Raw genomic sequence first — 25,782 nt, 5'->3', positions numbered from 1 at the left:
TGCCGTGGGAAGATGGAATACGTGGCCCATATTGACGTTTCCGGTATCGATTACTTCCTCTCCGACGGCACCCAGCTGCTCAATGGGGTGACCTTCAAGGTCCCGGACGGCACCAAAACAGCATTGATCGGCCCGAATGGAACTGGCAAAACAACGCTGTTCCGGATCATCGCCGGGGACCTGGTCCCCGATGAAGGCGTAATAGGGCGCTCCGGCAACATGGGCATCATGCGCCAGTTCGTGGGCCAGGTCCGCGACGGCTCCACCGTTCGCGACCTGCTGGTTTCCGCGGCGCCGCCCGCCCTGGCTGCGGCGGCACGCGAGGTGGACGAGGCTGAGCTGGCAATGGTGGAGGACGACGACGAACCCAGCCAGATGCGCTACGCCCAGGCCATCGTGGACTGGGGAGACGCCGGAGGCTACGACGTCGAGACCGTTTGGGATGAAGTGTGCATGGCCGCGTTGGGACTCCCCTTTGACCGCGCGCAGCACCGGCCGGCGTCAACCCTTTCCGGCGGCGAGCAGAAGCGGCTGGTGCTGGAGGCGCTCTTTGCCGGACCGGACGACCTGCTGCTGCTGGACGAGCCGGACAACTACCTTGACGTGCCCGGCAAGCGCTGGCTTGAGGACAAACTGAACGAATCGAAGAAGACCGTTTTCTTCATCAGCCACGACCGCGAACTGCTGAACAATGCTGCGGGCCGCATCGTCACGCTGGAACCGGGCATCAACGGCGCCGGCGCTTGGGTCCACGGCGGCGGGTTCGGCTCCTACGTGGAGGCGCGGGCGGACCGGAACGCCCGGTTCGAGGAACTGCGCAAGCGATGGGACGAGGAGCACGTCAAGCTCAAGGAACTCGTCAACATGTACAAAAACAAGGCAGCATTCCGCTCCGACATGGCCAACCGCTACCACGCGGCCCAGACCCGCCTCGCGAAATTCCTGGAGATCGGACCGCCCGAGGCGCTGCCCATCGAGCAGAACGTGCAGATGCGGCTCAAGGGCGGACGGACCGCCAAGCGCGCCGTCGTTGCCGAAAAACTCGAACTCACCGGGCTGATGAAGCCGTTCTCCACGGAAGTCTGGTTTGGCGACCGGGTGGGCGTCCTGGGATCCAACGGCTCGGGCAAATCGCACTTTCTGCGGCTGCTCGCCACTGGCGGCACCGATCCGGAACGTGAGCACCTGCCCGTGTCAGACGTCGAAATCGCCGAGGTGCCGCACGAGGGCACGGTGAAACTCGGCGCTCGAATCCGTCCTGGGTTCTTTGCCCAGACGCACGTCCGGCCGGACCTCCTGGGCAAGACGCTGCTGGAAATCCTGCACCGCGGTGACGAACACCGGTCCGGCCTGGGCCGCGAGGCAGCGGCCGGGGCGCTGGATGGCTACGGGCTGGCAGCCCAGTCCGAGCAAAAATACGAGTCACTCTCCGGCGGCCAGCAGGCCCGGTTCCAGATCCTGCTCCTGCAGCTGAGCGGGGCCACCCTGCTCCTTTTGGACGAGCCCACCGACAACCTGGACCTGCACTCGGCCGAGGCACTTGAACGGGCCATCGACCACTTCGAGGGCACTGTCCTGGCCGTGACGCACGACCGCTGGTTCGCGCGGACCTTCGACCGCTTCCTGGTGTTTGGATCTGACGGCAAGGTGTACGAGTCCGCCGAGCCGGTGTGGGACGAGAAACGCGTGGCGCGCGCCCGCTAAACAGGGCGTCAATAAGCAATTCAGTTCCGAAGAACGACGATGACGCGATGACAACTCTGTGGAAGTAGTGAATGTATGAGCATAAATACCGGAACGGCACAGCAGGCCGGGCTGAAAGCAGCAGCAGCAGCCACGTTCGTTGTCTTCGGCATCAACGGCCTGGTGTTTGCCAGTTGGGCGGCACGGATCCCCGCGGTCACCGAGACCCTGGAGATCACCTCCGGCCAGATGGGCACACTGCTGCTCTGCACCGCCGTCGGCTCCTTGCTCGCCCTGCCTACCGCCGGTTGGGTGGTGGGCAGGATCGGCACGGCCAACACGGTGCGCTTCGGCGGGCTGCTGGCCTCGGCGGCCGGTGTGGGCATTGCGCTCTCCCTGGCCGCGGCCTCCCTCCCGGGCACGGCCATCGCCCTGTTCTTCTTCGGCATAGCCATCGGCCTCTGGGATGTGTCCCAGAACATTGAAGGGGCCGACGTCGAACACAAACTTCGGCGCACCATCATGCCCCAGTTCCACGCTGCCTTCAGCGGGGGCGCCTTCGTGGGTGCCCTCGTCGGCGCAGGACTGTCGAATCTTGGCGTCGGACTGCCGGCGCACCTGCTGGTCATCGCGGGCATCGTGCTGCTGGTGACGATGACCGTTCCGCGCTACTTCCTTCCGCACATTACGGCGCCTGCCCCGGCCGAAGGAGAGCCGAAAGCTGCCAAGGGCCCTTCGGCCTGGCAGGACGGCAGGACCCTGCTCATTGGTGTTGTTGTCCTGGGAGCCACCCTGACCGAGGGCGCGGGTAATGACTGGATCGCCAAGGCATCCGTTGACGGACTGGGTACCTCCGAATCCACGGGCGCCCTGATGTTTGCCCTCTTTGTCCTGGCCATGACAGCCATGCGGTTCCTTGGCGGCCGCGTCATCGACCAATACGGCCGCGTCGCCGTCCTCCGCGCCAGCATGGCAGCAGCCGCCGCCGGCCTTTGCCTCTTCGTGTTGGCCGGGAACGTGTGGCTCGCTGCCGTGGGGGCCGCGCTCTGGGGCGTAGGCGCTGCCCTGGCCTTCCCCATGGGGATGTCCGCTGCCGCCGACGACCCCCGGCACGCGGCAGCGAGGGTCTCCGTGGTTTCTACCCTGGGATACATTTCATTCCTGGCCGGACCACCCCTGCTGGGATACCTGGGCGACCTCACGGGGATCCACCTCGCGCTGCTGGCGATCCTTGCCCCCATCCTCCTCGCTCTCCTGCTCGCCGGCGCCGCCAAACCGCTGAAGGTCAAGTAGGCGGCACAGCCGGAAGAAGGGCTGGCGAGCCGTTTCCAAGGCGGCCCCGGGCACAGCGGCGGCGGTATGGTGAGGGCATGCAGAGGAAATGGCGCAAGGGCCATCGGTGGATCAGCCGTACGGACAGATACCTTGTTCGGCATGTGTCAAAGCTGCCGGGCGGTAACCACGACGACTTCTTCCGGCGGCTCTCTGCTGCCGGGAACCACGGAAAACTCTGGATGGGTGTGGCAGCCGTCCTCGCCACCATCCCCGGCTGGCCACGACGCGCGGCACTTCACGGATTGATTGCGCAGGCGGTGGCCTCCGCTGTTACCAACGGAGTCTTCAAGACCTTGCTGCCCCGGGCCCGCCCGCTGCCCGAGCACCTGCCGGTATTCCGGTTCGTGCATCCACAGCCCCGGAGCTCGTCCATGCCGTCCGGCCATTCAGCTTCAGCTGTCGCGTTCGCTGCAGGGACAGGGCTGGTTAAGCCTGCCCTGGGTGCGGCATTGGCCCCGGCGGCGCTGGGGGTGGCGTACTCGCGCGTTCATACGGGCGCACACTGGCCCTCGGACGTGCTCTTAGGGTCGGTCCTTGGTGCCGGTGCCGCGCTGGTGACACGTCGCTGGTGGCCGGTCCGTCCGCCCATTCCGCCGGCAGCCCGGACCTGGACCACGGCGCCCCAACTGCCCCGGGGTGAAGGGCTGGCGATCGTGGTCAACACTCTCGGCGGTTCCTTCACGGAAGAGACAGCTGCCGCACTGCTGCAGGTATTCCCCGAGGCGTATATAAAGACCGTGCAGCCGGAGGATGACCTGCTGGCGGCAATCAGTGACACGGCGGATCTTCCTGGAACTCGGGCCCTGGGGGTGTGGGGCGGCGATGGAACGGTTGGAGCTGCCGCCGCTGCCGCCGTCGAGCGCTCACTCCCGCTGCTGGTCCTGCCCGGCGGAACCCTCAACCACTTTGCCCGCGACGCCGGAACGGGGGGCCTTAAGGAAGCCCTCATGGCGGCGTCGAAAGGCGAAGCTGCCTTGGCCGATGTCGGGACCGTTACGGTTGAACGCGGCCTCGCTGGGAAGCCTGAAACGGCGGAAGTGATCATGCTCAACACTTCGAGTGTGGGTTTGTATCCCGATTTTGTCCGGCGGCGTGAACAACTGCGGCCGGCACTGGGAAAACCCCTCGCCGGGGTGGTGGCCATGTTCCGGACTTTCGCGGCGGGCACTCCCACCACCTTGACGGTGGACGGCAGGCTGCACAAGGTATGGATCGCATACGTGGGACGGGGCCGGTACTTTCCCCGCGACCACGCCCCGCTGCTGCGCCCGGTGATGGACGACGGCGTCCTGGACGTCCGCATGATCACGGCAGACGAGTCCTTCGCCCGGCTGCGGCTGCTGTGGTCCGTGCTGACGGGCACGGTGGCCACCTCCCGCATCACCCACCTGTCGGAGGCAAAGGAGGTGCGCATCGAAGCAGGCGGATCACCGATGGCACTGGCCGTCGACGGCGAGGCGCTGGCCGGGGTCCGCAGCGTGGGCTACCGGGTCCTGCCCCGGGCCCTCGCTTACTACTCCCCCCGCCCCTGACGGACATCCTCCCTGGCGAAGACGTCCCGCGGCCCTGACCGGATGAACGGAGATCATCCAGGGGGACTACCCCGGTTCACCCCTGAATCATCCCTGAGACCGGCGAAAACAGTGCCGGGCCTCGGTAGCGTGGTGGATACACAAGCGTCCCTAAACATCTGCCGCAGCCACGCGCTGCCGTCCGAAGGAACAATCAATGATTGAGGCAACAGGCCTGACCAAGGTCTATGGCGGAAAAACCGCCGTGGCAGGGGTCAGCTTCACCGTCAAAGCCGGGCAGGTCACGGGCTTCCTGGGCCCGAATGGTGCCGGCAAGTCCACCACGATGCGCATGATTATGGGGCTGGACCGGCCGACGTCGGGCTCGGTCACCGTGAACGGCCGGCCATACGCGGAGCACAAGGCGCCGCTGCACGAGGTTGGCGCGCTGCTGGACGCCAAGGCCGTACACACCAGCCGCAGCGCCTACAACCACCTGCTGGCCATGGCTGCCACGCACGGCATTCCGAAGACCAGGGTCCGGGAAGTCATAGAGATGACCGGACTGGAAGCGGTGGCCCGCAAGAAGGCCGGCGGTTTCTCGCTGGGCATGGGCCAGCGGCTGGGCATCGCTGCGGCGCTGCTGGGGGATCCCCAGACGCTGATCCTGGACGAACCCGTTAACGGCCTGGACCCGGAGGGCGTCCTGTGGGTCCGCAACCTGGTCCGCTACCTCGCCGAGCAGGGCAAAACCATCTTCCTGTCGTCCCACCTGATGAGCGAAATGGCACAGACCGCAGACCACCTGATCGTGATCGGGCGCGGACGGATCATCGCCGATGCCCCGGTCAAGGAGATCATCGCCGGAACCCGGCAGGCCAGGACCCTGGTCCGCACCAGTGCGGCCCTGCAACTGTCTGCCCTGCTGGCCGGCGACGGTGTCACGGTGGACCAGAGTGAGCCGGAGACCATTGAGGTGTCGGGGATGGATTCCCGCCGGATCGCCCAGGTTGCCCTGGACAACGGCGTCCTGCTCTACGAGCTCACCCCGCAGCTGTCCTCCCTTGAAGACGCGTACTTCGACCTCACCAAGGACGAAGTGGAATACCACTCGCACCTGACCGGCGGACCCGCAGTGGCTGCCCCGGCAGCGGCAGGAAAGTAAGGACGATGAGCACCATGACTGAAACCCGTACCGCGCCCACCCGTTCCTCCGCGGGCTCGAAGGGCGTGACCTTTGGCGGCGTCCTGCGGTCCGAATGGATCAAGCTGTGGTCGCTGATGTCCACGCGCATCCTGCTGCTGCTGACGCTCGCTGCCATCATCGGAATCGGTGCACTGGCCGTACTGATCCGCTACACCTACCTGGATGAGATGGTGCGCAGCGCCAGGGACCAGGGCCAAGCCATGACCCCCGAAATGCTCGAGGCATCCTTTCCCCCGGGCTCCGGCTTCGACCTTTACAACCTGCCGAACGCGGGCCTCCAGATCGGCATCCTGATCCTCGGATCGCTGGCTGTCCTTTTTATGTCCTCCGAGTACGCCACCGGGATGATCCGTTCCACCATGAACGCCGTCCCCCGCCGCACGCCGGCCTTTGTGGCCAAGGCGATCATCCTTGCCGTCATCTCCTACGTGATCACCACCATCGCAGGAGTAGCTACTTTCCTGATCGCCATGCCGGTATTCCAGGGCATGGGCTTCGACCTCGACTGGTCCACCGACGGCGTGCTTTACAGCATCTTCACCGGCGGCCTCTACGTTGCCGGCGTTGCCCTGATCGGCCTTTCCCTGGGAACCCTGCTGCGCAACTCCGCTGGCGGCATCACCGTCCTGGTGGCAATGTTCTTCGTCCTGTCCATCGCGGCCGGCTTTATGACCCTCATCCCCGGCGAATTCTGGAAGTACGTTCCGCAGTACATCCCCAGCGAGGCCGGCGGACGGTTCCTGTCGATCGGCCACACGGACGGCGTGATCGATCCCTGGCACGGTGGCCTGATCTTCCTGGGCTACGTGCTGCTGTTCCTGATCCCGGCAATGATTGTGCTGAAGAAGCGCGACGTCTGACCGGGCAGGATCGAAAACCAGGACCATGACAGAAACGGCGGTTGGAAGGGACGCGCCGGCCGGACAGGCCGACGCGTCCCTTGCCGAGCTCACGGCCAGGCGCAGGGGACTCATTCGCCGATACCTGCACCGGCACCCCCGCGTTATGGACGCCGTGGTGGCCCTCAGCTACGGCGTGCTGGTTGCACCCACGGTGGCGGACGCCGTCAGGTCCGGTAACTGGCTTGCCATTGCCCTGCTTGCTGCAGTGGCCGTGGCGCTGTTCCTCCGCCGTTCCTACCCGGTGGGCGTCGTTGCCTTTGTGGCAGTGGCGGAGGTGGCCGTGACACTCCTGCATCCGTGGGGTTCCAACGTGTCGGCAGGCCTCTGGTTCTCGCTGTACGCAGTGGCGGTGGCCCATTCCCGCCGCTTTGCGCTCATCACCATGGCAGTGGCCACGGCGCCGCTGGCACTCCTTTACCTTCTTGCAGCTGTCGGGCCCATGGAGAACTCCTTCGTCCACGACACCGGAGTCAACCCCGGTGACTTCCACCTGCTGACCAGCATCGCCACCGGGGCCACCATCACCCTCTCCAACTTCATCGCCACGGGCATCGGCATCTCCGTCCGGCAGCGGCGGGAACACGAACAGGAAGTGGCCGCCTGGGCAGCGCGGACAGCCCGGCTCGCCTCAGTGAACGAACGGAACCGGATCGCCCGGGAGATGCACGACGTCGTAGCCCACTCGCTGACGGTGATGGTCAGTCTGTCGGACGGCGCCGCCGTCGTGGTCCGGAAAAGTCCGGAACGCGCCGGCGAGGTCCTTGGCGAACTGTCCCGGACCGGCCGGACTGCCCTCGCCGACATGCGGCGGGTCCTGGGTGTCCTCCGCGATGATGCGGGGGCCGCGGCGCCGCCGCTGCCGCTCGCTTCCGGGGACAGCCTGTCCAAGCTGCTGGAGGGATTCCGCACCGCGGGCCTGCCCCTGCACTATTCCCACACCGGCCCGGCATTGCCCGATGACGCCGCGTTCCAGCTCACCGTGTACCGGATCGTCCAGGAATCGCTGACCAACGTGCTCCGCTACGGCCGCTCGCTGGGACGGGTAGACGTTTCGATCGTCCGAAACGGTTCAACGGTCACCATTGACGTGCTCGACGACGGCGCGGGAGTCCCGGGGGTTCTTGCCCCTGACAGCGGTGCGGCCCCAGCCCCGGGGCCTGGTTCGTACGGCACCGGCCAGGGACTCACCGGAATGGCGGAGCGCGCCCGGATTTATGCCGGAACCGTAGAAGCCGGCCGCAGCGGACGCGGCTGGCGGGTGCACGCCGTCCTTGCCTGGCCTGGCGATGACGTTTCCGAACCCCTCCGTCCCTACGAACTCCAAGGCAAAGCATGACCAATAATCCGGCCATTACCGTCCTTCTGGTGGACGACCAGCCGCTGCTCCGCATGGGCTTCCGGCTCATCCTTGAGGGCGAGGACGACCTGCGGATCGTGGGCGAAGCGTCAAACGGCGCCGACGCCGTCCGCCAGGTCCGTGAGCTGGACCCCGATGTTGTGCTGATGGACGTCCGGATGCCGGTGCTGGACGGCATTGCGGCGACGCGCGCCATCACCGAATCCGGGGCCTGCTCCCGGATCATCATCCTGACCACTTTCGACGTGGATGAATATGCGTTCGCCGGCCTCCAGGCAGGCGCGTCCGCGTTCCTGCTGAAGGACGCAGCGCCGTCGGAACTGATCAATGCCGTCCGGCTGGTGGCCAGCGGTGACGCCGTGGTGGCGCCCCGGATCACCCAGCGTTTGCTCGAGACCTATGTCCGGGGTGCGGCCAAGCCGGCCCCCGCGGCCCCTGCGGCCGATCCGCTCCTCGCCGACCTGACGCCCAGGGAAACAGAAATGCTGCAGGCCATGGCCGAGGGCCTGTCCAACGCGGAGATCGCGCACCGGTACTTCCTGTCCGAGGCCACGGTGAAGACGCACGTCCGGCGCATCCTCACCAAGCTCCATCTCCGTGACCGTGTGCAGGCAGTGGTCTATGCCTACGAAACCGGCCTGGTGGTTCCCAGCAACCCGGACTACTGACTCGCCCCGCACAGGAAACCCCTATGCAGACGGTGGGCGGGCGGGTTGGATGGTTCCATGACCAACCGCGCCCCTCACCCGAACCACGACCGCGGCCTTGAATTCGACCTGTCCACCATCATGAGCCGCCGGTCGCTGGGCGTGTTTCTTAGCGCGGGCGGCGCCGCCGCTGCCTTGGCCGCCTGCACCCCTGGCGGGTCCCCCAACGCCGGCCCTTCGACGTCGTCCGCCGCCTCTGCAACCGCTGCCGGGACCGGCACTCCTGCGGCGACCGGCCCTGCTGCTGCGGCGTCGCCGTCGCCCACCCTGACCCGGGCCATTGCTGAGTGCGGGGTGGAAATTCCGAAGGAAACCGCCGGACCGTTTCCGGCCGACGGCTCGAACGGGCCCAACCTGCTTGAAGCCTCGGGAGTAGTGCGGCGGGACATCGCGTCCAGCTTCGGGGCCGGGACCGCCAAGGCTGAAGGTGTGCCTCTGACCTTCACCCTCACACTGCTGGATAACGCCAAGGGGTGCGTTCCGCTGGCCGGCGCGGCCGTGTACGCGTGGCACTGCGACCGGGAAGGCCGGTACTCGATGTACGACTCGGAGCTGGCCAACGAAAACTACCTGCGCGGCGTGCAGGAAGCAGACGCGAACGGCCAGGCGACCTTCACCTCCGTCTTCCCGGGCGCCTACTCCGGGCGCTGGCCGCACATCCACTTCGAGGTGTTCGAGTCCATGAGCAACGCGACGGCGGCGGGTCAGGTGCTGGCCGTTTCGCAGATCGCGCTCACCAAGGCAGCATGCGACGACGTCTATGCCACCCCGGGCTACGAGGAGAGCCTGCGAAACATGGGCCGCACCACCCTGCAGTCGGACAGCGTGTTCAGGAGCGACGGCGGCATCTACCAGCTCGCCACCATGACAGGATCAGCGGCGGCGGGCTACACGGCGGGGCTCAACGTCACCATCTAGACTCGGGAGCATGCCTTCTTCCTCCGCCGCAGACCATATCCAGGACCTTGGCGCATACGTCAGCGCATCGCCGTCGAGCTTTCACGCGGTGCACGAAGCTGGCCGCCGGCTGGTGGAGGCGGGGTTTGTCCGCCTGGATGAGCTGGAGCCCTGGGAGGGCGGCGCCGGTTCGTTCTTTATTATCCGCGACGGCGCGCTGATCGCCTGGGTGGTCCCCGAGGGTGCCGGGCCCACCACCGGGTTCAACATCCTGGGGGCGCACACTGATTCGCCGTCCTTCAAGCTCAAGCCCAAGCCCACCATCGGTGCGCACGGATGGCTGCAGGCGGGAGTGGAGGTGTACGGCGGGCCTCTGCTGAACTCCTGGCTGGACCGGGAGCTGCAGCTCGCCGGGCGGCTGGTCATGCTGGACGGGGCCGAGCACCTGACGGCCACCGGTCCCATGCTCCGCTTCCCGCAACTGGCCATCCACCTGGACCGGGCCGTCAATGACGGCCTGACGCTGGACAAGCAGCGCCATATGAACCCGGTGTGGGGGCTCGGAAACCCAGGTGATTTTGACCTGCTCGCTGTGCTGGCTTCCCACGTTCCCGGCGCTTCCGTGGACAAGGGCCGGATTGGCGGCTACGACGTCGTTATTGCAGACACGCAGGCCCCTGCCGTTTTTGGAGGGAACAGGGAGTTCTTCGCGTCCGGGCGGTTGGATAACCTTTCCGCCACGCATGCTGGCCTGGTGGCGCTGATGGGGCATGCCTCGTCCGGTGTTCCTGGTTCTGATGGCGCCGCCTATGGGCCGATCGCTGTGCTGGCCGCCTTCGATCATGAGGAGATCGGCTCCAATTCCCGCTCCGGGGCCTGCGGGCCCATCCTTGAGGATGTGCTGATGCGCATCTCTGACGGCCTTGGCGCTACGGCGAGCCAGCGGCGGCAGGCGCTGTCGGCGTCGTTCTGCGTATCTGCCGACGCGGGCCACGCTGTCCACCCGAACTACGCCGAGCGGCACGACCCCGCCAACCATCCGGTACTCAATGGCGGCCCGCTGCTGAAAATCAATGCCAACCAGCGGTACGCCACGGACGCGAACGGGGCGGCTTTGTGGGCGCGGCTCTCCCACGAAGCGGGGGTCCCGTACCAGGAGTTTGTGTCCAACAACGCGATTCCCTGCGGCTCCACGATCGGCCCGCTGACTGCCACCCGCCTGGGCATCCGGACGGTGGACGTGGGTGTTCCGCTGCTTTCCATGCACTCTGCCCGGGAGCTGTGCGGGGTTGAAGATCCGCGGCGTTTGGCTGCGGTGACGGAGCTGTTTTTCCGGACGGCTTTGTAGGTCTCGAGATGGGGACCCGCCCGGTCCCCAGAAGCGCATTTTGTGCCACTGCACAATCCGGAATGACCCCTGCCGAGTTTAGGGTGGGAGAAACCTGTGACCCATCGCACTGGATGCTGCGTCCCGGCGCCCGGCCTCGTCCGCGCCACTTGCGCCATCCATTCCCAGAGAACTAAGGACGGCGCATCATGCCCGCTGACCAGCAATTAGCCAAGTCGCTCAAACCGCGGCACCTGTCCATGATCGCGATAGCCGGCGTAATCGGCGCCGGGCTCTTCGTCGGTTCCGGCGCGGCCATCCAGCAGGCCGGCCCCGGAATCCTGCTGGCCTACATGGCCGCCGGCGTAGTGGTGATCCTCGTGATGCGCATGCTCGGCGAAATGGCTGCCGCCAACCCTGAGACGGGTTCCTTCTCCACCTACGCCGACAACGCCCTTGGCCGTTGGGCCGGGTTCAGCATCGGCTGGCTGTACGCCTGGTTCTGGATCATCGTGCTCGGCATCGAAGCAACCGCCGGCGCCGCGATCATGCACCGCTGGGTTCCCGGCATCGACCAATGGGTTTGGGCGCTGATCCTGATGGTCCTGCTCACCCTCACCAACCTGGGCTCCGTCAAGTCCTACGGGGAGTTCGAGTTCTGGTTCGCCTCCATCAAGGTTGCCGCGATCGTGCTGTTCCTGCTGTTCGGCGTGGCCGCCATCCTGGGGCTCGTGCCCGGCGTACCTGCGCCCGGATTGAGCAACCTGGTCGAGAACGGCGGCTTCCTGCCCAACGGGCCGGGGGCAGTGCTGGCGGGCATCCTGGTGGTGGTTTTCTCCTTCTTCGGTGCCGAAATCGCCACTATCGCGGCCGGTGAATCCGAGAACCCGGTGGACGCCGTCAAGAAGGCCGTGAAGTCCACTGTGTGGCGCATCCTGGTGTTCTACATCGGCTCCATCGCCATCGTTGTCACCCTGCTGCCGTGGAACGACGCGAACGTTGCCAAAAGCCCATACGTGGCAGTGATCGAGCTCTTCGGAATCCCTGGAGCGGGCACCATCATGGACATCGTGGTCCTCACGTCCGTGCTGTCCTGCCTGAACTCCGGCCTCTATACCGCCAGCCGCATGCTCTTTTCCCTGTCCCGCCGCGGCGACGCCCCCGCGGCCTGGACGAAGATCTCAAAGCGTGGGGTGCCGGCTGCTGCCGTGCTCGCCTCCACCGTGGTGGGGTTCGTTACCGTGGGCCTGAACTACATCGCTCCGGACACCGTGTTCCTGTTCCTCGTCAACACCTCCGGCGCCATCGCCCTGTTCGTGTGGCTGGTCATCGCCTCTTCCCAGCTGGTCCTGCGCAGGCGCATGGGCGCTGCGGCCAAGGACCTTGCCCTGAAGATGTGGCTCTTCCCCTACCTCACGTGGGTGGCCATCGTCAGCATCGTCGCCTTGCTGATCGGCATGGTGATTCTGGAGTCCACGCGCGAGTCCCTGTTCCTTTCGCTGGGCCTGGCGGCCCTGGTGGTGGGAATCGGCGTATGGCGCTACCGCAAGGGCGGTCCCGGCGCTGCTGCCGAGGGCGACGCTGGACGCGACGACGTCCCCGTGGGTGCAGGCCCGGCGTTGTAGGCCACTGGGGGTTTTCCACATAGCCGCATTCGTGCTGCCGTGCGGGTAACCATGGCGCCTAGCCTTGAGTCAAGCGCGAATCGCCTTACCGGTCCAAATGCACTAAGATATTGAAGTCTGTGCTGCGTCCTGCCTCCGTTCCGGCGGCGGGGCATCGCATGGCATCGCAAATGAACCTCCTGTTACGGAAATGCCGTAACCGCTTAGCCCAAAGGAGGTGGGTTCACATATGCGTCCTTACGAATTGATGGTAATCATCGACCCCGAGGTCGAAGAGCGTACCGTTGAGCCGTCGCTTCAGAAGTTCCTGAACGTCATCACCAACGATGGTGGAACCATCGAAAAGGTTGACATCTGGGGCCGTCGCCGGCTGGCTTACGACATCAAGAAGAAGTCCGAAGGTATCTACGCCGTGGTGAACTTCACCGCCAAGCCGGAAACCGCCAAGGAACTTGACCGCCAGCTGTCTCTTAACGAGACCATCATGCGCACCAAGATCACCCGCCCCGAAGAGCAGAAGGTTGTTGCTGAGTAATTTCAGCCCAATCTTCATTCTTTACCCGCAGGAAACGCACTCTTCACCCAGGATCGAACAAGGAGGCAGTAGATGGCAGGCGAGACCACCATTACGGTCATCGGTAACCTCACCAATGACCCGGAATTGCGGTTCACACCGTCCGGTTCGGCAGTAGCGAACTTCACCATCGCTTCCACCCCCCGCACCTTTGATCGCCAGTCCAACGAGTGGAAGGACGGGGAAACCCTGTTCCTCCGCGCCGCGGTGTGGCGTGAAGCGGCCGAGAACGTCGCCGAGTCCCTTACCAAGGGCATGCGCGTGATTGTTACCGGGCGCCTGAAGAGCCGTTCCTACGAAACCAAAGAAGGCGAAAAGCGTACCGTCATTGAGCTTGAGGTCGACGAAATCGGCCCGAGCCTGCGCTACGCCAATGCCAAAGTCAACCGCACCCAGCGCTCCGGCGGTGGGGGTGCCGGAAACGGCGGTCAGGGTGGCTTCGGCGGCGGCAACAGCGGCGGTGGCTTCGGAGGAGGCAACACTGGTGGAAACCAGGGCGGCAACTCCGGTGGAGGCTGGGGCGGCGGCAACCAGCAGGCTGCACAGGACGATCCTTGGGCAACGCCCGGTGTCTCCAGCGCAGGCGGCTGGGGCAACGGCCCCGATTCCGAACCTCCCTTCTAAAAACCAATTAAGGCCCGAAGCCGGGACCACCTAACGTGCCGCAAGGCACCAGGGTGACTGCCGCCGTCGGACCACCACCATCCCGTGGATCAATATCCACGGGCTCCCTAGAATAGGAGCTCCACGATGGCTAAGGCTGAACTCCGTAAGCCCAAACCAAAGTCCAACCCCTTGAAGGCCGCTGACATCACTGTCATCGACTACAAGGACGTAGCATTGCTGCGCAAGTTCATCTCCGACCGCGGAAAGATCCGCGCCCGTCGCGTCACTGGCGTCACGGTGCAGGAACAGCGCAAGATCGCACAGGCAATCAAGAACGCCCGCGAAGTTGCCCTGCTGCCTTACTCCGGCGCTGGCCGCGGCTAAGGAAGGGATTAACTAACATGGCAAAGCTCATTCTGACCCACGAAGTAACCGGTCTCGGTGCTGCTGGCGATGTTGTCGAGGTCAAGGACGGTTACGCACGTAACTTCCTGCTGCCCCGCAACTTTGCCCTGACCTGGTCGAAGGGTGGCGAAAAGCAGGTTGAGTCCATCAAGGCTGCCCGCGCTGCCCGTGCGCATGCTTCCCTGGAAGATGCTCAGAAGCAGGCCGCTGCACTCTCCGCCAAGCCGGTCAAGCTCGTTGTCAAGGCTGGCGAGACCGGACGCCTGTTCGGCACCGTCAAGCAGGCCGACGTAGCCGACGCTGTCGAGGCCGCTGGCCTTGGCCGCATCGACAAGCGCAAGGTTGAACTGCCGGCACACATCAAGTCGGTTGGTTCCTACCAGGCCAACGTCCGTCTGCACGACGACGTTGCTGCTGTGATCGAACTCGACGTAGTAGCGGGAAAGTAGCCCTAAAAGCTACACAGTCCTGAACTGCACGAAGACCCCCGTCGCCGGACTCCGGCGGCGGGGGTCTTTTGTTTGTGAGCGCCGCGTCTCGCTCGAAGATCAGGGGCTGTGCAGTTCCGCCATGACGTGCTCGTAGCCGGTCCGGATCATCTCGGTGAGCACCTTGCGGTCCACGTCCTCAAGCTTGTTGATGTAGAGGCAGGCGACCCCTGTCTTGTGCTTGCCCAGCTCGGGAAGGAGCCTGTCAGCGTCAGGGCCGTAGGTCAGGCCGTACAGAGCCAGATTGGTCTTGCGGGGTGAAAAGCCGATGGCGGCTGCGTCCCCCTCCCGCCCGCTGCGGTACCGGTAGTGGTAACTGCCGAAACCAACAATCGTCGGTCCCCACATCACGGCATCCTGGCCGGTGATGCCGCGCATGAGTCCGAGCAGTTCCAGGCTGTCGGCCCGCCGCCCGGGGTGCTCCACCGCCGCCAGGAACTCCTCAACGGGCACGGTGCTGGGCTGGGTCTTGTTCTCTGCCATGGACGTAGTGTCGCAGACCAGCGGGTTGCCTGCCAGCACCGGTGATAGCCTGCAGCCGTGAGTTCACCTTCCCCGCGCAGCCGCCCCTTCCACCAGGTTGATGTCTTTTCCCGCGAACCGTACCGCGGCAACCCGCTCGCCGTCGTCGCCGACGCCGAGGGACTGACCGCGGAGCAGATGCAGCAGTTCGCCAACTGGACCAACTTGTCCGAAACGACATTCCTGTTGCCCCCAACAGACCCCCGCGCAGACTACCGCGTGCGCATTTTTACGGGTACTGAGGAATTTCCGTTCGCCGGGCATCCCACACTGGGTTCGGCCCACACCTGGCTGGAGTCCGGGGGCGTGCCCCAGGCCGAGGGCTTTGTGGTGCAGGAATGCGGTGTCGGTTTGGTCCGGGTGAAGCACGACGCCGGCCGGCTGGCCTTCGCGGCCCCGCCCCTTAGCCGCTTCGGTCCAGTCGAGGGGGAGCTTCGAAGCCAACTGGCCGCAGGCCTCCGCGTGCCCGTATCCGACATCCTTGATGCCTCCTGGCTGGTGAACGGACCTGAGTGGATCGGTGTGCTGCTCGGATCTGCTGACCAGGTGCTGGCGATCCAGCCCGACTTTGCGGCGATGGGCGAACTGAAGGTGGGAGTCGTCGGAGCCCACGGGCCGGGGACCGAGGCGGACTTTGAAGTGCGCACTTTCCTCCCCGGTGATTCAATCACTGAGGACCCGGTCACTGGCAGTTTCAACGCCGGGGTGGCGCAGTGGCTGATCAACAGCAAGAGGGCTCCGGGCGAGTATGTAGCCGCCCAGGGCACCGTCCTGGGCCGCGCCGGTCGCGTACACGTCACGGCCAAAGACGGCGATATCTGGGTAGGTGGACACTCCACCACGTGCATCCGGGGAACTGTGCTGCTGTAAACGCAAAAGCGGGAATACCCCGGGAGCCTGTTCCGTTCAATAGGTAGATGCATATGCATGTATGCTGGAACTAACGAGCAACAGGAGAACGCCATGGAGATCCGCCGCATCACAGTCCTTTCCGCCGGACTCGGCGTACCGTCGTCGAGCCGCCTGCTGGCTGATCAGCTGGCGGCATCCGCCGAGCGGGAACTGAGTGCCGCAGGCTTCAGCGTGCAGGTGGACGTCGTCGAACTCCGCGATCTGGCCGTGGATATCGCCAACAACTTTGTGACCGGCTATGCGGCCCCCCGCCTGGCTGAGGTCATCGCGGGCGTGGAAGCCTCGGACGGAATCATCGCTGTAACGCCGGTTTTCAGCGCCTCCTACAGCGGCCTCTTCAAGTCGTTCATCGACGTTCTCGACCCCAAGTCACTTGACGGAAAAGCGGTCCTGCTCGGCGCCACCGGCGGCACGGACCGCCACCAGATGGTCCTGGACTATGCCATGCGGCCGCTGTTCAGCTATCTTCGCACCCGGATAGCCGCCACCGGCGTCTTCGCCGGCCCCCAGGACTGGGGCACCACGGACGACGGCGGCTCCGGCCTGGCTGAGCGCATTAACCGGGCTGCGGGCGAATTTGCGCGCCTGCTTGAAGGGCCGCAGCCGGGGCGGAAGCCCGCCCCGATGGAGTCCCTGCCCTTCGAACAGCTGTTGGCGGGCATCTCGGGAATGCGTTAGGCCGGCTGCGCCGAACTTTCGGACAGCGCCGGACGTTGTGTGGGCATGAAATGTCCTGTGGATTCCGTGGAACTGATGATGACCGAACGCAGCGGGGTGGAGATCGACTACTGCCCCCAATGCCGTGGCGTGTGGCTTGACCGCGGGGAGCTGGACAAGATCCTGGACCGGGCGGCAGATATGTCCGGTCCTGCACCGTCGCGTCCGTCAACCCCCTCTCCCGGAGTATCACCCCCGCCGCTGTATCCCAACTTTGAACCGCGCCGGGAGCACCGTGGCTACGACGACCGCCGCCACGGCAAGCAGGACTATGACCGGGACTATGACCGGCGCCGGCCCAAGAAGAAGGAAGGCTGGCTGGGCGAGATGTTCGACTTCTAGCCCGGGTATCCCGGGACGCCGTGCCCCTTGGGATTTCGGCGCCTCAAGCGTCAGTCGTCCAACAGTTCGATAAATTCCCGCGCCTGCTTCAAGGTGATGTCCGAGTGCCGCGTGAGGGCGGTTGCTGCAGCTTCGGTGTCCCCGCTGCGGGCCAGCGTGCGGATTCTGCCGTAGATCTCGTCATTGAGCATGTTGCTGCTGACTTCGCGCGTCACATCGCCCTTGCTGGCAATGGCGCGGTAACGGTAGGGGAAACGCTGCGGTTCTTCGTCCTCGTCGTCCTCGACGGCGGCAGGCGGAGCCTCCGCACCCCGGTACGGCTGGGGATGGGCTGCCAGTGCCCCGACGGCGTCCCGGGACGCCCGCAGGCCGTCTCCCGTGCTCTCGTAGTACAGCTTGATGGCCGCCATTGCCTGGCCCTGGGCGATCAGGGCATAAAGCCTGCGGTGTTCTTCCTCGGAAAGTTTGGCCGCGGCTGTCCGCGCCAGTTCAGCGGGGGTAACGGCCGGCTCCGCCGGTTCGGTGCTGCGGGCGGCCTTCCGCCTGCTGATGGCGCGGGCAGCCAGCGTTACTCCTGCAAGCACTGCCAGGAGGATAAGGACGGGGGCCACAAGCGATTCCATTGTCTAAAGCCGTTCTATGTGCTTCCTGGCAGCAGCCAGATCTGATTGCATTGCCTGGGCGGCGTTCTGGCTGGGCTTTATAGTCCGTTCCAGGCGGGCGCGGGCGGCGGTGGCTGCCTGGACCTGGGCTGCGTAGTGCTGCGCCGAACGCTCCGCAAGGTCACGCTGGTACTTTTCGGCGTCGGACATGCCCGAATCGCGCGGGCTCAGGGCTGTGAAAAGACCCCAAATGAGCGCCACCAAAACGATCGCAGGCAACAGCACCAGCAGTAGTTCGCCCATGCATAGAGCTTATGCCAGATCCCGGTTATCCACAGCAGTATTCGGCATAGTGCGTGGAGGCGGTCCGGGGGCCGGGACAAATCGGCGGAGCGGAATATGAGGACCGCCACAAGGGCGTCCACCTATCGGCTGACGTCTCCCGAAGCCGCTCTCCCCGCCCAGGGCCGGAACGCAGGCTGTGGATGAAATTCCACAAAAGAAATATTTCCTCCACATGCCTGCAGGAACGTTTTCGCAGGTCAGGGCCCTGGTCGGTTCCAAAGTTTTTTTGTTTCCACAGCTTTCCCCACAGGCTGTGCACAAGCTATGCCGGGTACTGCACAGGTTATCCACATCCCTTCCGGCATGCTGGCTTTGAGGCTGAACCCAAGGCGGCTAGCGTAGCGGGGTACCTGTTCTTCGGCGCCTGTGGCGGCTTTCAAAAGGGGCGCCGGGACTGTACAGGGCGGACCGCTGCAACCGCAGGGACGGCCGATGTGGAAAACCTGTGGATAGTGGGGATAACTCCGACGGAAGCCCGCGCACCCGCGGGCAGCGCGGGATTGTCAGACCCTGCCGGTAAACCTGGACAGGTGGCGGAGCGCAGCTTTTGCGGCGCAGCGCCTTTAGCAGGATGGTTAGCCACCGGGCATTTTCGGTCCCCGGTACACAGTGGAGGACGGCAGCTTTGTCAGTAGCGCATCTGGACCCGATCGAGGCCACCCGCGGATCGGACGTGAGCCGGAAGCCTCCACAGGACATTCCCGCCGAACAATCCGTCCTCGGCGGAATGATGTTGTCCAAGGACGCCATTGCCGACGTCGTGGAGATCCTCCGCGGCCAGGACTTTTACCGGCCCGCGCATGAAACCATCTATGAAGCCATCATCGACCTCTACGGCCGCGGTGAACCGGCTGACGCCGTCACGGTGTCCGATGAGCTCACCAAGCGCGCGGAGATCAACCGGATCGGCGGCCCTGCGTACCTGCACGAGCTGATCCAGACTGTTCCAACCGCAGCCAACGCCGGGTATTACGCGGAAATCGTCGCTGAACGCGCGGTCCTCCGGCGCCTGGTGAATGCCGGCACCAAGATTGTGCAGCTGGGTTACGGCTCGGACGGCGAGGTGGAGGACCTGGTCAACCAGGCCCAGGCCGAGGTTTATGCCGTGGCTGAGCGGCGCACTGCCGAGGATTACGTGGTGCTCAAGGACGTGATGGAGTCCACCGTGGACGAAATCGAGGCGTCCGGCCACCGCGGTGAGGGCATGACCGGCGTGCCCACAGGTTTCTACGAGCTGGACGAGCTCACGCACGGTCTCCACCCCGGCCAGATGATTGTCATCGCAGCCCGGCCTGCAGTGGGTAAGTCCACGTTTGCCCTGGATTTTGCCCGCTCCGCCGCCATCAAGAACAACCTGGCCACCGTGATGTTCTCGCTCGAAATGGGCCGGAACGAGATTGCCATGCGCCTGCTGTCAGCGGAGGCAACCATCGGTCTGCAGGATCTCCGCAAGGGAACCATCAAGGACGAGCAGTGGTCCAAGATCGCCACCACCATGGGCCGGATGAATGACGCCCCGCTGTTTATCGATGACAGCCCCAACATGTCCCTGATGGAAATCCGCGCGAAGTGCAGGCGGCTGAAGCAGCAGCACGATCTAAAGCTCGTCATCCTCGACTACCTGCAGCTGATGAGCTCCGGCAAAAAGGTGGAGTCCCGCCAGCAGGAGGTCTCGGAGTTCTCCCGCGCCCTGAAACTGCTGGCCAAGGAACTCCAGGTTCCGGTCATTGCGCTGTCCCAGCTCAACCGTGGATCCGAGCAGCGCCAGGACAAGCGCCCCATGGTCTCGGACCTCCGTGAATCCGGCTCCATCGAGCAGGACGCGGATATGGTGATCCTGCTCCACCGTGAGGACGTTTACGACAAAGAATCACCGCGTGCGGGTGAAGCAGACATCCTGATCGCCAAGCACCGTAACGGCCCCACCAAGGACATTGTGGTGGCCTTCCAGGGCCACTACTCCCGCTTCGCCAACATGGCCGCCGACGCCGGCGGCGGAGGCTTCTAGGGCCGAGCGCGTCCCTGCCCGGCGCGTCAGCCGCGGGTATTTTTGGGCAGTGACTTTCAGCCCTGCGCCAGCAGGTGGTTGGGCAGCCGGTTCCCGGGCGCCGTTCCCCTGATTTCCAGCAGTTCGCGGGCATGGGCGTGGAGCCGTATGTCCTCTTCGCTCGCAGGCACCCAGGCGGGGACGGGCACGGAGTTGCCTTCGTCGTCGCGCGCCACCATCACGGTGAGGCAATAGGTGGTGAGGTTCATTCCGCCACCCTTCGGATCGCCGGAGCGGACATGCACGGCGACGTGCATGCCCTTCGTCCCCGTGTACACGAGGCGGGCTTCAACCTCCACGACGTGGCCGATCAGCAGCGGGCGGTAGAACCGGACGCCGCCCGAGAACACCGCCACCGTGTCCATACCGCAGTAGCGGGACGCGCAGACGTAGGCGGCTTCGTCAATCCACTTCATCACGATGCCGCCGTGGACTTTACCGCCCCAGTTGACGTCCGTCGGAGCGGCCATAAACCGCAGGGTGACGCGCTCTGCTGTACCGGCGTCGGTATATTCCTGCCGGTTCATAACTTCCACAATCTGCTCGCGGATCCTGACGCGCGCCAGGGCATGGTCCCGCTGCTCGATCTCTTCAGTAGTGACAGGTTCGAACTGCTGCACCGGGATGGGTTTGCCGTCCTCGCCGACGGCCACGAAGATCACCATGCACTGGCTTCGCATCGTGGCAGGGCCGCCCTTGGGGTCCCCCGAGGACACCACTGTCCGGATGTGCATCGACGACCGGCCGGTGTAGACGATGGTCGCCTCCACCTCCACCATGTCGCCGCTGTTGACGGGGTCTGCGAAGTGGATGTTCCCGACGTAGGCGGTGACGCAGTAGGACTTTGCCCAGCCCACGGCGGCAGCGTAGGCGGCCTTATCCACCCACTCCAGAACGGTTCCCGCGTCCACGGAGCCACTGTGCCCCACGTCCGTGGGGGCGGCAAGGAAGCGGAGGGTCACGGTGTTGGAGGTGCCGGTCTCAGTCATGGTGCGAGCTTACTGACGCCACCGGTTACCCATCAGTCGGGCCTGCAACACTGGAGCCAACAGCAATGCCCCGCCCGCCGAAGGGCGGACGGGGCAGGGCTTGGTCACCTTAGTGCGGCCGCGGCAGCCTAGCCGGCGCGGGTGTACACGATGTCCGGCTGGGCAGGAAGCTCCATGCCCTCGCCGATGAAGAAGCCGGGGTGTGGCGGCTGGTTGTAGGCGATGTTCTCGCGTGCAACCGAGAGGCGGTACACCGGATCATGCATCAGGGTACGGAGGCGGACGTCCGTGGACTCGGAGGTGGTGTAGATCCGCACTTCCGTGCTGTCAGCCGAAGGCCACGCCAGTTCCTCCCGCCAATCACCCAGGAGGTCGGCCTGGATGGCCGGGTTCCCCTTGGTGCTGTTGTTGGTCTTGGCACCGGTGGCCGTCAGCAGCCGGTCGCTGGACTCCGTTTCCCAATTCCACTTGGCGATGCTGGGCGTGCCAGTGTTGGTTGCGGCGTTCCAGTCGTGGTCCACGATCTCACGCAGCAGGTCCCCGTCCCACCAGGCCAGGAAGTTGGCTGCCGGGATGCTGTTGGCGATCAGCTGGCCCTTTGCCGACCGGAGCTCGCCGACAGGGGAGTTCCAGGCGGCGTCGCCGCCGATGGCCCAGCCTTCGGCACCTGCGTGGCGGGGGTCGATATCTCCGGACGCAGCGCGTCCGGTGTCCTTGGTGGCCGGGATGCTCCAGAGCACTTCACCAGTCCGTGAATCCCGGAAAGTGGCACCCTTGTTGCCACTTGAGCCCATGTCTTCGTGGGCTGCAAAGGTTTCCAGCCCGGGGCGGGACGGATCGAGGTCGCTGGTGTGGATGGCGTCGCCGTGGCCGAGGCCGGTGTTGTACAGCGGCTTGCCGTTGTCATCGATGGTCATGGACCCGAAGATGAACTCGTCCTTGCCGTCGGCGTCAACATCCGCGACGGACAGGTTGTGGTTGCCCTGGCCGCGGTACTGTGAGCCGGCAGCGTCCGAATCGAAGACCCAGCGTTTGACGATCTTGCCGGCAACCAGGTCGTAGGTGGCCAGCACTGCACGGGTGTAGTAGCCGCGGCTGAACATCATGGAGGGGTGCTCGCCGTCAAGGTAGGCCACGGCTCCAAGGAAGCGGTCCACGCGGTTGCCGTAGGTGTCACCCCAGGCCCCCACGTCGCCGCGCGGCGGATCGTACTTCACGGTGTCCATCACAGTGCCGGTGGCGCCGTGGAACACGGTCAGGAATTCATCGCCCGTGAGCACGTAGCCGCTGCTGTTGCGGTGGTCGGCGCTTGGGTTGCCCACCACGGTGCCTGCCGCGTCCCGGGTGCCGTCGGCCGTCTTCATGGCGATCTCAGCCTTGCCGTCGCCGTCGAAGTCGTAAGCGAGCAGTTGGGTGTAGTGGGCGCCGGCCCGGATGTTCGGGCCCATGTTGATGCGCCAGAGCTTGGTGCCGTCCATCTTGTAGGCGTCAACGTAGACCGTGCCGGTGTAGCCTGCCTGCGAGTTGTCCTTGGAGTTGGACGGTGACCACATCTGGATGACCTCGTAGGTGCCGTCGCCGTCCAGGTCCGCGACGCTGGAGTCACCCGCGGAGTAGCTGTAGGGCTGGCCGTCCTTGGTGTAGTCGTCGGCCGGCTTGTCCAGCTTGATGGCCAGGTAGTCCTGGGCAAACGTCGCGAACTCGGCGGTGAGCTGGTCCCCGCCGTTGCCCACTGCCTTGATGACGTACCTGGAGGCCGCGGTACCGGTGGTGTCCAGGTACGTGGTGCTGTTGCGGATCGGCTCGTCGGTGAGCTGGACGCCGTCGCGGATCACATGGAAGCCAATCTGCTCCGGGTCCAGGCCAAGCATCCGCCAGCCCACCCGCACGCCGTCACCTGTCAGCAGTGCCACGGGCGCGCGGTCCAGCTTCTCCATCTGCCGGTTCACCACGGTGACCTTGTCAGTGCCGATCACAGCGGACGGCGCGGATTCCCCGCCTTTATTCACCGAAGTGACGCGGTAGTAGTACTTGATGGTAGTCAGCACCGTGGTGTCCGTGTAGTTCACCTCGGTGGCGCGGCCAACGTACTCAAAGGGGCCGTCGGGGGAGGTGGACCGGTAGACCTGGTACGCCGCAACGCCGGAGACTTTCTGCCACTTGAGCGTGACACTGGTTTTCTCCCCCGCCTTTACGTCCAGCTTGCCGGTGGCCGCAGGGACCGGGGTGTTGGGATCGATCAGGGCGGTCTGCACCGTGTTCGAAGGGACGGATTCCAGTCCGGTGCTGTCCAGCGCCGTGACGTAGTACTTGTACTTCAGGCCGGCGAAGGCCGTGGTGTCCTGGAAGGACGCTGCGGTGACGTTTTCCGCGATAACCTGCGGTTCCGCTTCGAAGGAGGCCTGGCGGAACACCTTGTAGGTTGCGGCATCCGCCACGGCATCCCAGGCGAGGTCAACGGTGGGTGGTTCGGCAGCGGCGTTAACCGCCGCGGTGTGCAGGTTGGTGGGTCCCACCAGCAGCGGGGTGACCTCCAGGCCGTTGAGCCGCTGGCCGGAGCCGGTGATGGCCAGGTTCAGCTGTCCGTCGGAAACCAGGACCTGGTTGATGATCTTGGTGGCCGAGGACGCCCTGCTGGAGGACACCTGGCCGAAGGGAGTGCCCTCGGCAGCCACGTCCGTCCTCGTGGAGCCGATCCAGTCGCTGTGGTAGGTCTTCAGGGCGTAGGTGCCGTTGGGGACGTCGAGCTGGAACTCGAAGCTGGAGCCGCTGAGGACAAAGTCGCGCAGCAGGTTGCTGGTGACAGCTCCGCGGTCCCGGTCGCTGAGCACCGAGATGTCCTTGAAGCCGAAGCCCCGCTCCGGGGTGTAGGCCATGGTCCGGTTGACGTCGGTATAGCCGGCCTCGAGCGGTGCTCCCACCGGTCCGAAGTCGAATTTGTACTTTGCCTGCTTGGTGGTCACGGTGAGGGTGTCGCTGGGCTCGGAGAGGCCCTTGCCGTTCATGGCTGCGACGCGGACGTTGTAGGCCGTACCTTCGGCCAGTCCGGTGAGGTTGGCGGTGGGGACGGTTGCGGTGGTGGTGAGCTTGTAGGCGCTGTCCGGCTCCGAGGCCAGTTTGCGGTACACCTTGTAGATGTCCGCACCCTCAACAGGTTGCCACTTAAGAAGCGCGCCGGCGTTGGAAACGCTGCCGGCCACCAGGCCCTGCGGCTTGGCAGGAACGGACGACGGCGGCGCAACTTCCTTCACGCGTGTTGCCAGGGGAACGCTGAGCTGCTTGACTCCGCCGGCCACCAGGCGCGCGATCTGGATGGCGCCATATTCCTGGAAGTGGGTGTTGTCCACCGTGCCGGTGGGGCGGTTGGGGTAGACGCCGGCATCGACGTGGAGGAAGACGGACTTGGTGTCCTCCGGGCCGATGGTGTCGTAGTAGGCGCGGCTGGAGGCGGACAGGTCCACCAGGGCCACGTGTTCCTCAGCGGCCAGTTCCTGCATCTTGGCCACGTATTCGGGGAAGCTGACCCGGAACTTGCCGGTGGCTTCGTCGTAGTCCCGGCGCCCCACGGGGGTGACCAGTACCGGGGTGGCCCCGCGCTGGCGGGCGCCGTTTACGTACGTCCGGAGGTATTCCTTGTAGTCGGCGGGGGAGGCATACCTGTCGTCAACACCGATGGTGGCATCGTTGTGGCCGAACTGGACCATCAGGTAGTCACCGGGATTGATGACGCGCAGGATCTCGTCCAGCCGGCCCTGGCTGATGAAGTTCTTGGAGCTTCGGCCGCCGATGGCGTGGTTTTTAAAGGACACGCCGTCATCGAAGTAGCGCTCGATCATCTGGCCCCACCCAGCTTGGGGCGCAAAACCGGGGTCGTAGGTCTGGACGGTTGAGTCCCCGGCGAGATAGACGCCGGGATCTGTCGTAGCGGTGCGGGGAGCGCGGGCCGCGACGACCAGGGAGTTGATCTTCGCGGCTGTTCCCGTGAAGTCGAGGTTGAGCTGGCCGTCCACCAGGGAGATGGGGAATTCCATTTCCAGGTACTGGCCGGCCGGCTTGTCGGTTGCCTGGACCTTGGCCATCTTCTCGGCCGTGATGGCGATGTTCGTGGCTTCTGCTGCATCGCCGGCGATGAGCTTGACGGTGTAGTCGCCGTTGGGCAGGTCCACCAGGAAGGAGCTGCCCTGGGCCTGGACAAAGTCGGACCGCAGCGGGTCCCCCGTGCCGCGGTCCACGCCCGAGGTAAGGGCGGTATCGGTGAAGCCGAACTTGGTGCCCGCCGAGTACTGGGTGCCGGCGGCTACAGCCGTGTAGCCGTCCGCCAGGGCTCCGGGACCGAAGTCGAATTTGAAGCCGCTTCCCACCGCCGGGAGGGCGGTATCGGCCTGGACTGCGGGAAGCCCGGTGAAGGCGATGGCGGCCGAAGCAACGGCGGCGGTGATTGCTTTCGCTCCGGCGGGGATCCTGCGCTGGCGGGGTGGCGGCGCTTCCTGGGAAAGCGGGGTCACTTGCGGGGGTATGTTCACGGACATCTCCTTCGATGAGCGGTGGCAAAGCGGTACCCAGGCAGGTTGGAACGATTCAAAGACGTAGTTGCATGAACTGCATGAGGTTACGGCTTGAGGGGTTTCGGAGTGAGGATCCGGAGTGGCTGAGACCTGGGGAAGGGTGATGCAGTTCTCACT

23 protein-coding genes are annotated in these 25,782 nt (G+C 65.1%); 18 read left to right on the top strand and 5 right to left on the bottom strand.

Going from position 1 to position 25,782, the window contains the following annotated elements; translation table 11 throughout:
• Positions 1–21: 21 nt before the first annotated feature.
• The 14 genes from CXQ88_RS09105 (at position 22) to rplI (ending at position 14,585) form a co-directional block, all read left to right on the top strand.
• Positions 22–1,704 (top strand): ABC-F family ATP-binding cassette domain-containing protein, encoded by a 1,683-nt coding sequence (locus CXQ88_RS09105; protein WP_104043836.1) that lies wholly within the window; start codon positions 22–24, stop codon positions 1,702–1,704.
• A gap of 75 nt (positions 1,705–1,779) precedes the next feature.
• A complete protein-coding gene (locus tag CXQ88_RS09100) occupies positions 1,780–2,976 on the top strand; it encodes an MFS transporter (RefSeq protein WP_104043835.1) in 1,197 nt (398 codons plus the stop codon).
• A 77-nt stretch (positions 2,977–3,053) separates the two neighbouring features.
• Positions 3,054–4,550 carry a bifunctional phosphatase PAP2/diacylglycerol kinase family protein gene (locus tag CXQ88_RS09095; protein WP_104043834.1) on the top strand — a complete coding sequence of 499 codons (1,497 nt, stop codon included), beginning with the start codon at positions 3,054–3,056 and terminating at the stop codon, positions 4,548–4,550.
• Positions 4,551–4,746: 196 nt separating this feature from the next.
• Positions 4,747–5,694, top strand: a complete 948-nt coding sequence (locus CXQ88_RS09090) for an ABC transporter ATP-binding protein (RefSeq protein ID WP_104043833.1) — start codon at positions 4,747–4,749, stop codon at positions 5,692–5,694.
• 14 nt (positions 5,695–5,708) lie between these two features.
• A complete protein-coding gene (locus CXQ88_RS09085) occupies positions 5,709–6,596 on the top strand; it encodes an ABC transporter permease (RefSeq protein WP_258061782.1) in 888 nt (295 codons plus the stop codon).
• A gap of 25 nt (positions 6,597–6,621) precedes the next feature.
• On the top strand, positions 6,622–7,974 hold the full coding sequence (locus CXQ88_RS09080; RefSeq protein ID WP_104043831.1) for a sensor histidine kinase: 1,353 nt from the start codon (positions 6,622–6,624) through the stop codon (positions 7,972–7,974).
• Positions 7,971–8,663: a response regulator gene (locus CXQ88_RS09075; RefSeq protein ID WP_104043830.1), complete on the top strand. Its 693-nt coding sequence runs from the start codon at positions 7,971–7,973 to the stop codon at positions 8,661–8,663. Before CXQ88_RS09080 ends, CXQ88_RS09075 begins: the two co-directional genes overlap by 4 nt.
• A 57-nt stretch (positions 8,664–8,720) precedes the next feature.
• Positions 8,721–9,620 (top strand): intradiol ring-cleavage dioxygenase, encoded by a 900-nt coding sequence (locus tag CXQ88_RS09070; protein WP_104043829.1) that lies wholly within the window; start codon positions 8,721–8,723, stop codon positions 9,618–9,620.
• Positions 9,621–9,630: 10 nt separating this feature from the next.
• Entirely contained in the window at positions 9,631–10,947 is a 1,317-nt protein-coding gene (locus tag CXQ88_RS09065) for a M18 family aminopeptidase (RefSeq protein WP_104043828.1), read from the top strand.
• 188 nt (positions 10,948–11,135) lie between these two features.
• A complete protein-coding gene (locus CXQ88_RS09060; protein ID WP_104043827.1) occupies positions 11,136–12,551 on the top strand; it encodes an amino acid permease in 1,416 nt (471 codons plus the stop codon).
• Positions 12,552–12,780: 229 nt separating this feature from the next.
• On the top strand, positions 12,781–13,086 hold the full coding sequence (gene rpsF, locus CXQ88_RS09055; RefSeq protein WP_015939036.1) for a 30S ribosomal protein S6: 306 nt from the start codon (positions 12,781–12,783) through the stop codon (positions 13,084–13,086).
• Positions 13,087–13,158: 72 nt separating this feature from the next.
• On the top strand, positions 13,159–13,749 hold the full coding sequence (locus CXQ88_RS09050) for a single-stranded DNA-binding protein (protein WP_104043826.1): 591 nt from the start codon (positions 13,159–13,161) through the stop codon (positions 13,747–13,749).
• Positions 13,750–13,875: 126 nt separating this feature from the next.
• On the top strand, positions 13,876–14,115 hold the full coding sequence (gene rpsR / locus CXQ88_RS09045) for a 30S ribosomal protein S18 (protein ID WP_003800144.1): 240 nt from the start codon (positions 13,876–13,878) through the stop codon (positions 14,113–14,115).
• 17 nt (positions 14,116–14,132) lie between these two features.
• Positions 14,133–14,585 carry a 50S ribosomal protein L9 gene (gene rplI, locus CXQ88_RS09040; protein ID WP_104043825.1) on the top strand — a complete coding sequence of 151 codons (453 nt, stop codon included), beginning with the start codon at positions 14,133–14,135 and terminating at the stop codon, positions 14,583–14,585.
• Between the two features lie 99 nt (positions 14,586–14,684).
• On the opposite strand, the gene CXQ88_RS09035 is transcribed toward rplI, so the two are convergent.
• Positions 14,685–15,107 carry a DUF1801 domain-containing protein gene (locus CXQ88_RS09035; RefSeq protein WP_104043899.1) on the bottom strand — a complete coding sequence of 141 codons (423 nt, stop codon included), beginning with the start codon at positions 15,105–15,107 and terminating at the stop codon, positions 14,685–14,687.
• Positions 15,108–15,164: 57 nt separating this feature from the next.
• Here CXQ88_RS09035 and CXQ88_RS09030 point away from each other — a divergent pair, with 57 nt between their 5' ends.
• The 3 genes from CXQ88_RS09030 (at position 15,165) to CXQ88_RS09020 (ending at position 17,117) form a co-directional block, all read left to right on the top strand.
• Positions 15,165–16,016, top strand: a complete 852-nt coding sequence (locus CXQ88_RS09030; RefSeq protein ID WP_104043824.1) for a PhzF family phenazine biosynthesis protein — start codon at positions 15,165–15,167, stop codon at positions 16,014–16,016.
• Positions 16,017–16,109: 93 nt separating this feature from the next.
• Positions 16,110–16,736, top strand: coding sequence for an FMN reductase (locus CXQ88_RS09025; RefSeq protein ID WP_104043823.1), 627 nt, complete (start codon positions 16,110–16,112; stop codon positions 16,734–16,736).
• 57 nt (positions 16,737–16,793) lie between these two features.
• Positions 16,794–17,117 carry a TFIIB-type zinc ribbon-containing protein gene (locus CXQ88_RS09020; RefSeq protein ID WP_258061781.1) on the top strand — a complete coding sequence of 108 codons (324 nt, stop codon included), beginning with the start codon at positions 16,794–16,796 and terminating at the stop codon, positions 17,115–17,117.
• A gap of 50 nt (positions 17,118–17,167) precedes the next feature.
• On the opposite strand, the gene CXQ88_RS09015 is transcribed toward CXQ88_RS09020, so the two are convergent.
• Together CXQ88_RS09015 and CXQ88_RS09010 are read right to left on the bottom strand one after the other, a co-directional pair.
• The gene (locus CXQ88_RS09015; protein ID WP_104043822.1) at positions 17,168–17,740 is read right to left on the bottom strand and encodes a hypothetical protein; all 573 of its coding nucleotides are present in this window, start codon (positions 17,738–17,740) and stop codon (positions 17,168–17,170) included.
• A 3-nt stretch (positions 17,741–17,743) separates the two neighbouring features.
• Positions 17,744–18,022, bottom strand: coding sequence for a hypothetical protein (locus CXQ88_RS09010; protein ID WP_104043821.1), 279 nt, complete (start codon positions 18,020–18,022; stop codon positions 17,744–17,746).
• Between the two features lie 667 nt (positions 18,023–18,689).
• Between CXQ88_RS09010 and dnaB the strand changes: the two genes are divergently transcribed.
• The gene (gene dnaB, locus CXQ88_RS09005; protein ID WP_104043820.1) at positions 18,690–20,072 is read left to right on the top strand and encodes a replicative DNA helicase; all 1,383 of its coding nucleotides are present in this window, start codon (positions 18,690–18,692) and stop codon (positions 20,070–20,072) included.
• 56 nt (positions 20,073–20,128) lie between these two features.
• Here the strand turns inward: dnaB and CXQ88_RS09000 are convergent, their stop codons facing one another.
• Together CXQ88_RS09000 and CXQ88_RS22590 are read right to left on the bottom strand one after the other, a co-directional pair.
• The gene (locus CXQ88_RS09000) at positions 20,129–21,100 is read right to left on the bottom strand and encodes an acyl-CoA thioesterase (protein ID WP_104043819.1); all 972 of its coding nucleotides are present in this window, start codon (positions 21,098–21,100) and stop codon (positions 20,129–20,131) included.
• A gap of 128 nt (positions 21,101–21,228) precedes the next feature.
• Positions 21,229–25,629, bottom strand: coding sequence for a rhamnogalacturonan lyase family protein (locus tag CXQ88_RS22590; protein WP_306736545.1), 4,401 nt, complete (start codon positions 25,627–25,629; stop codon positions 21,229–21,231).
• Between the last annotated feature and the right edge of the window lie 153 nt (positions 25,630–25,782).

It is taken from the genome of Arthrobacter sp. ZGTC412, assembly GCF_002929215.1.
Classification (GTDB): domain Bacteria; phylum Actinomycetota; class Actinomycetes; order Actinomycetales; family Micrococcaceae; genus Arthrobacter.
The sequence above is the reverse complement of the archived record's forward strand: the minus strand, read 5'-3'. Positions and strand labels throughout refer to the sequence as shown.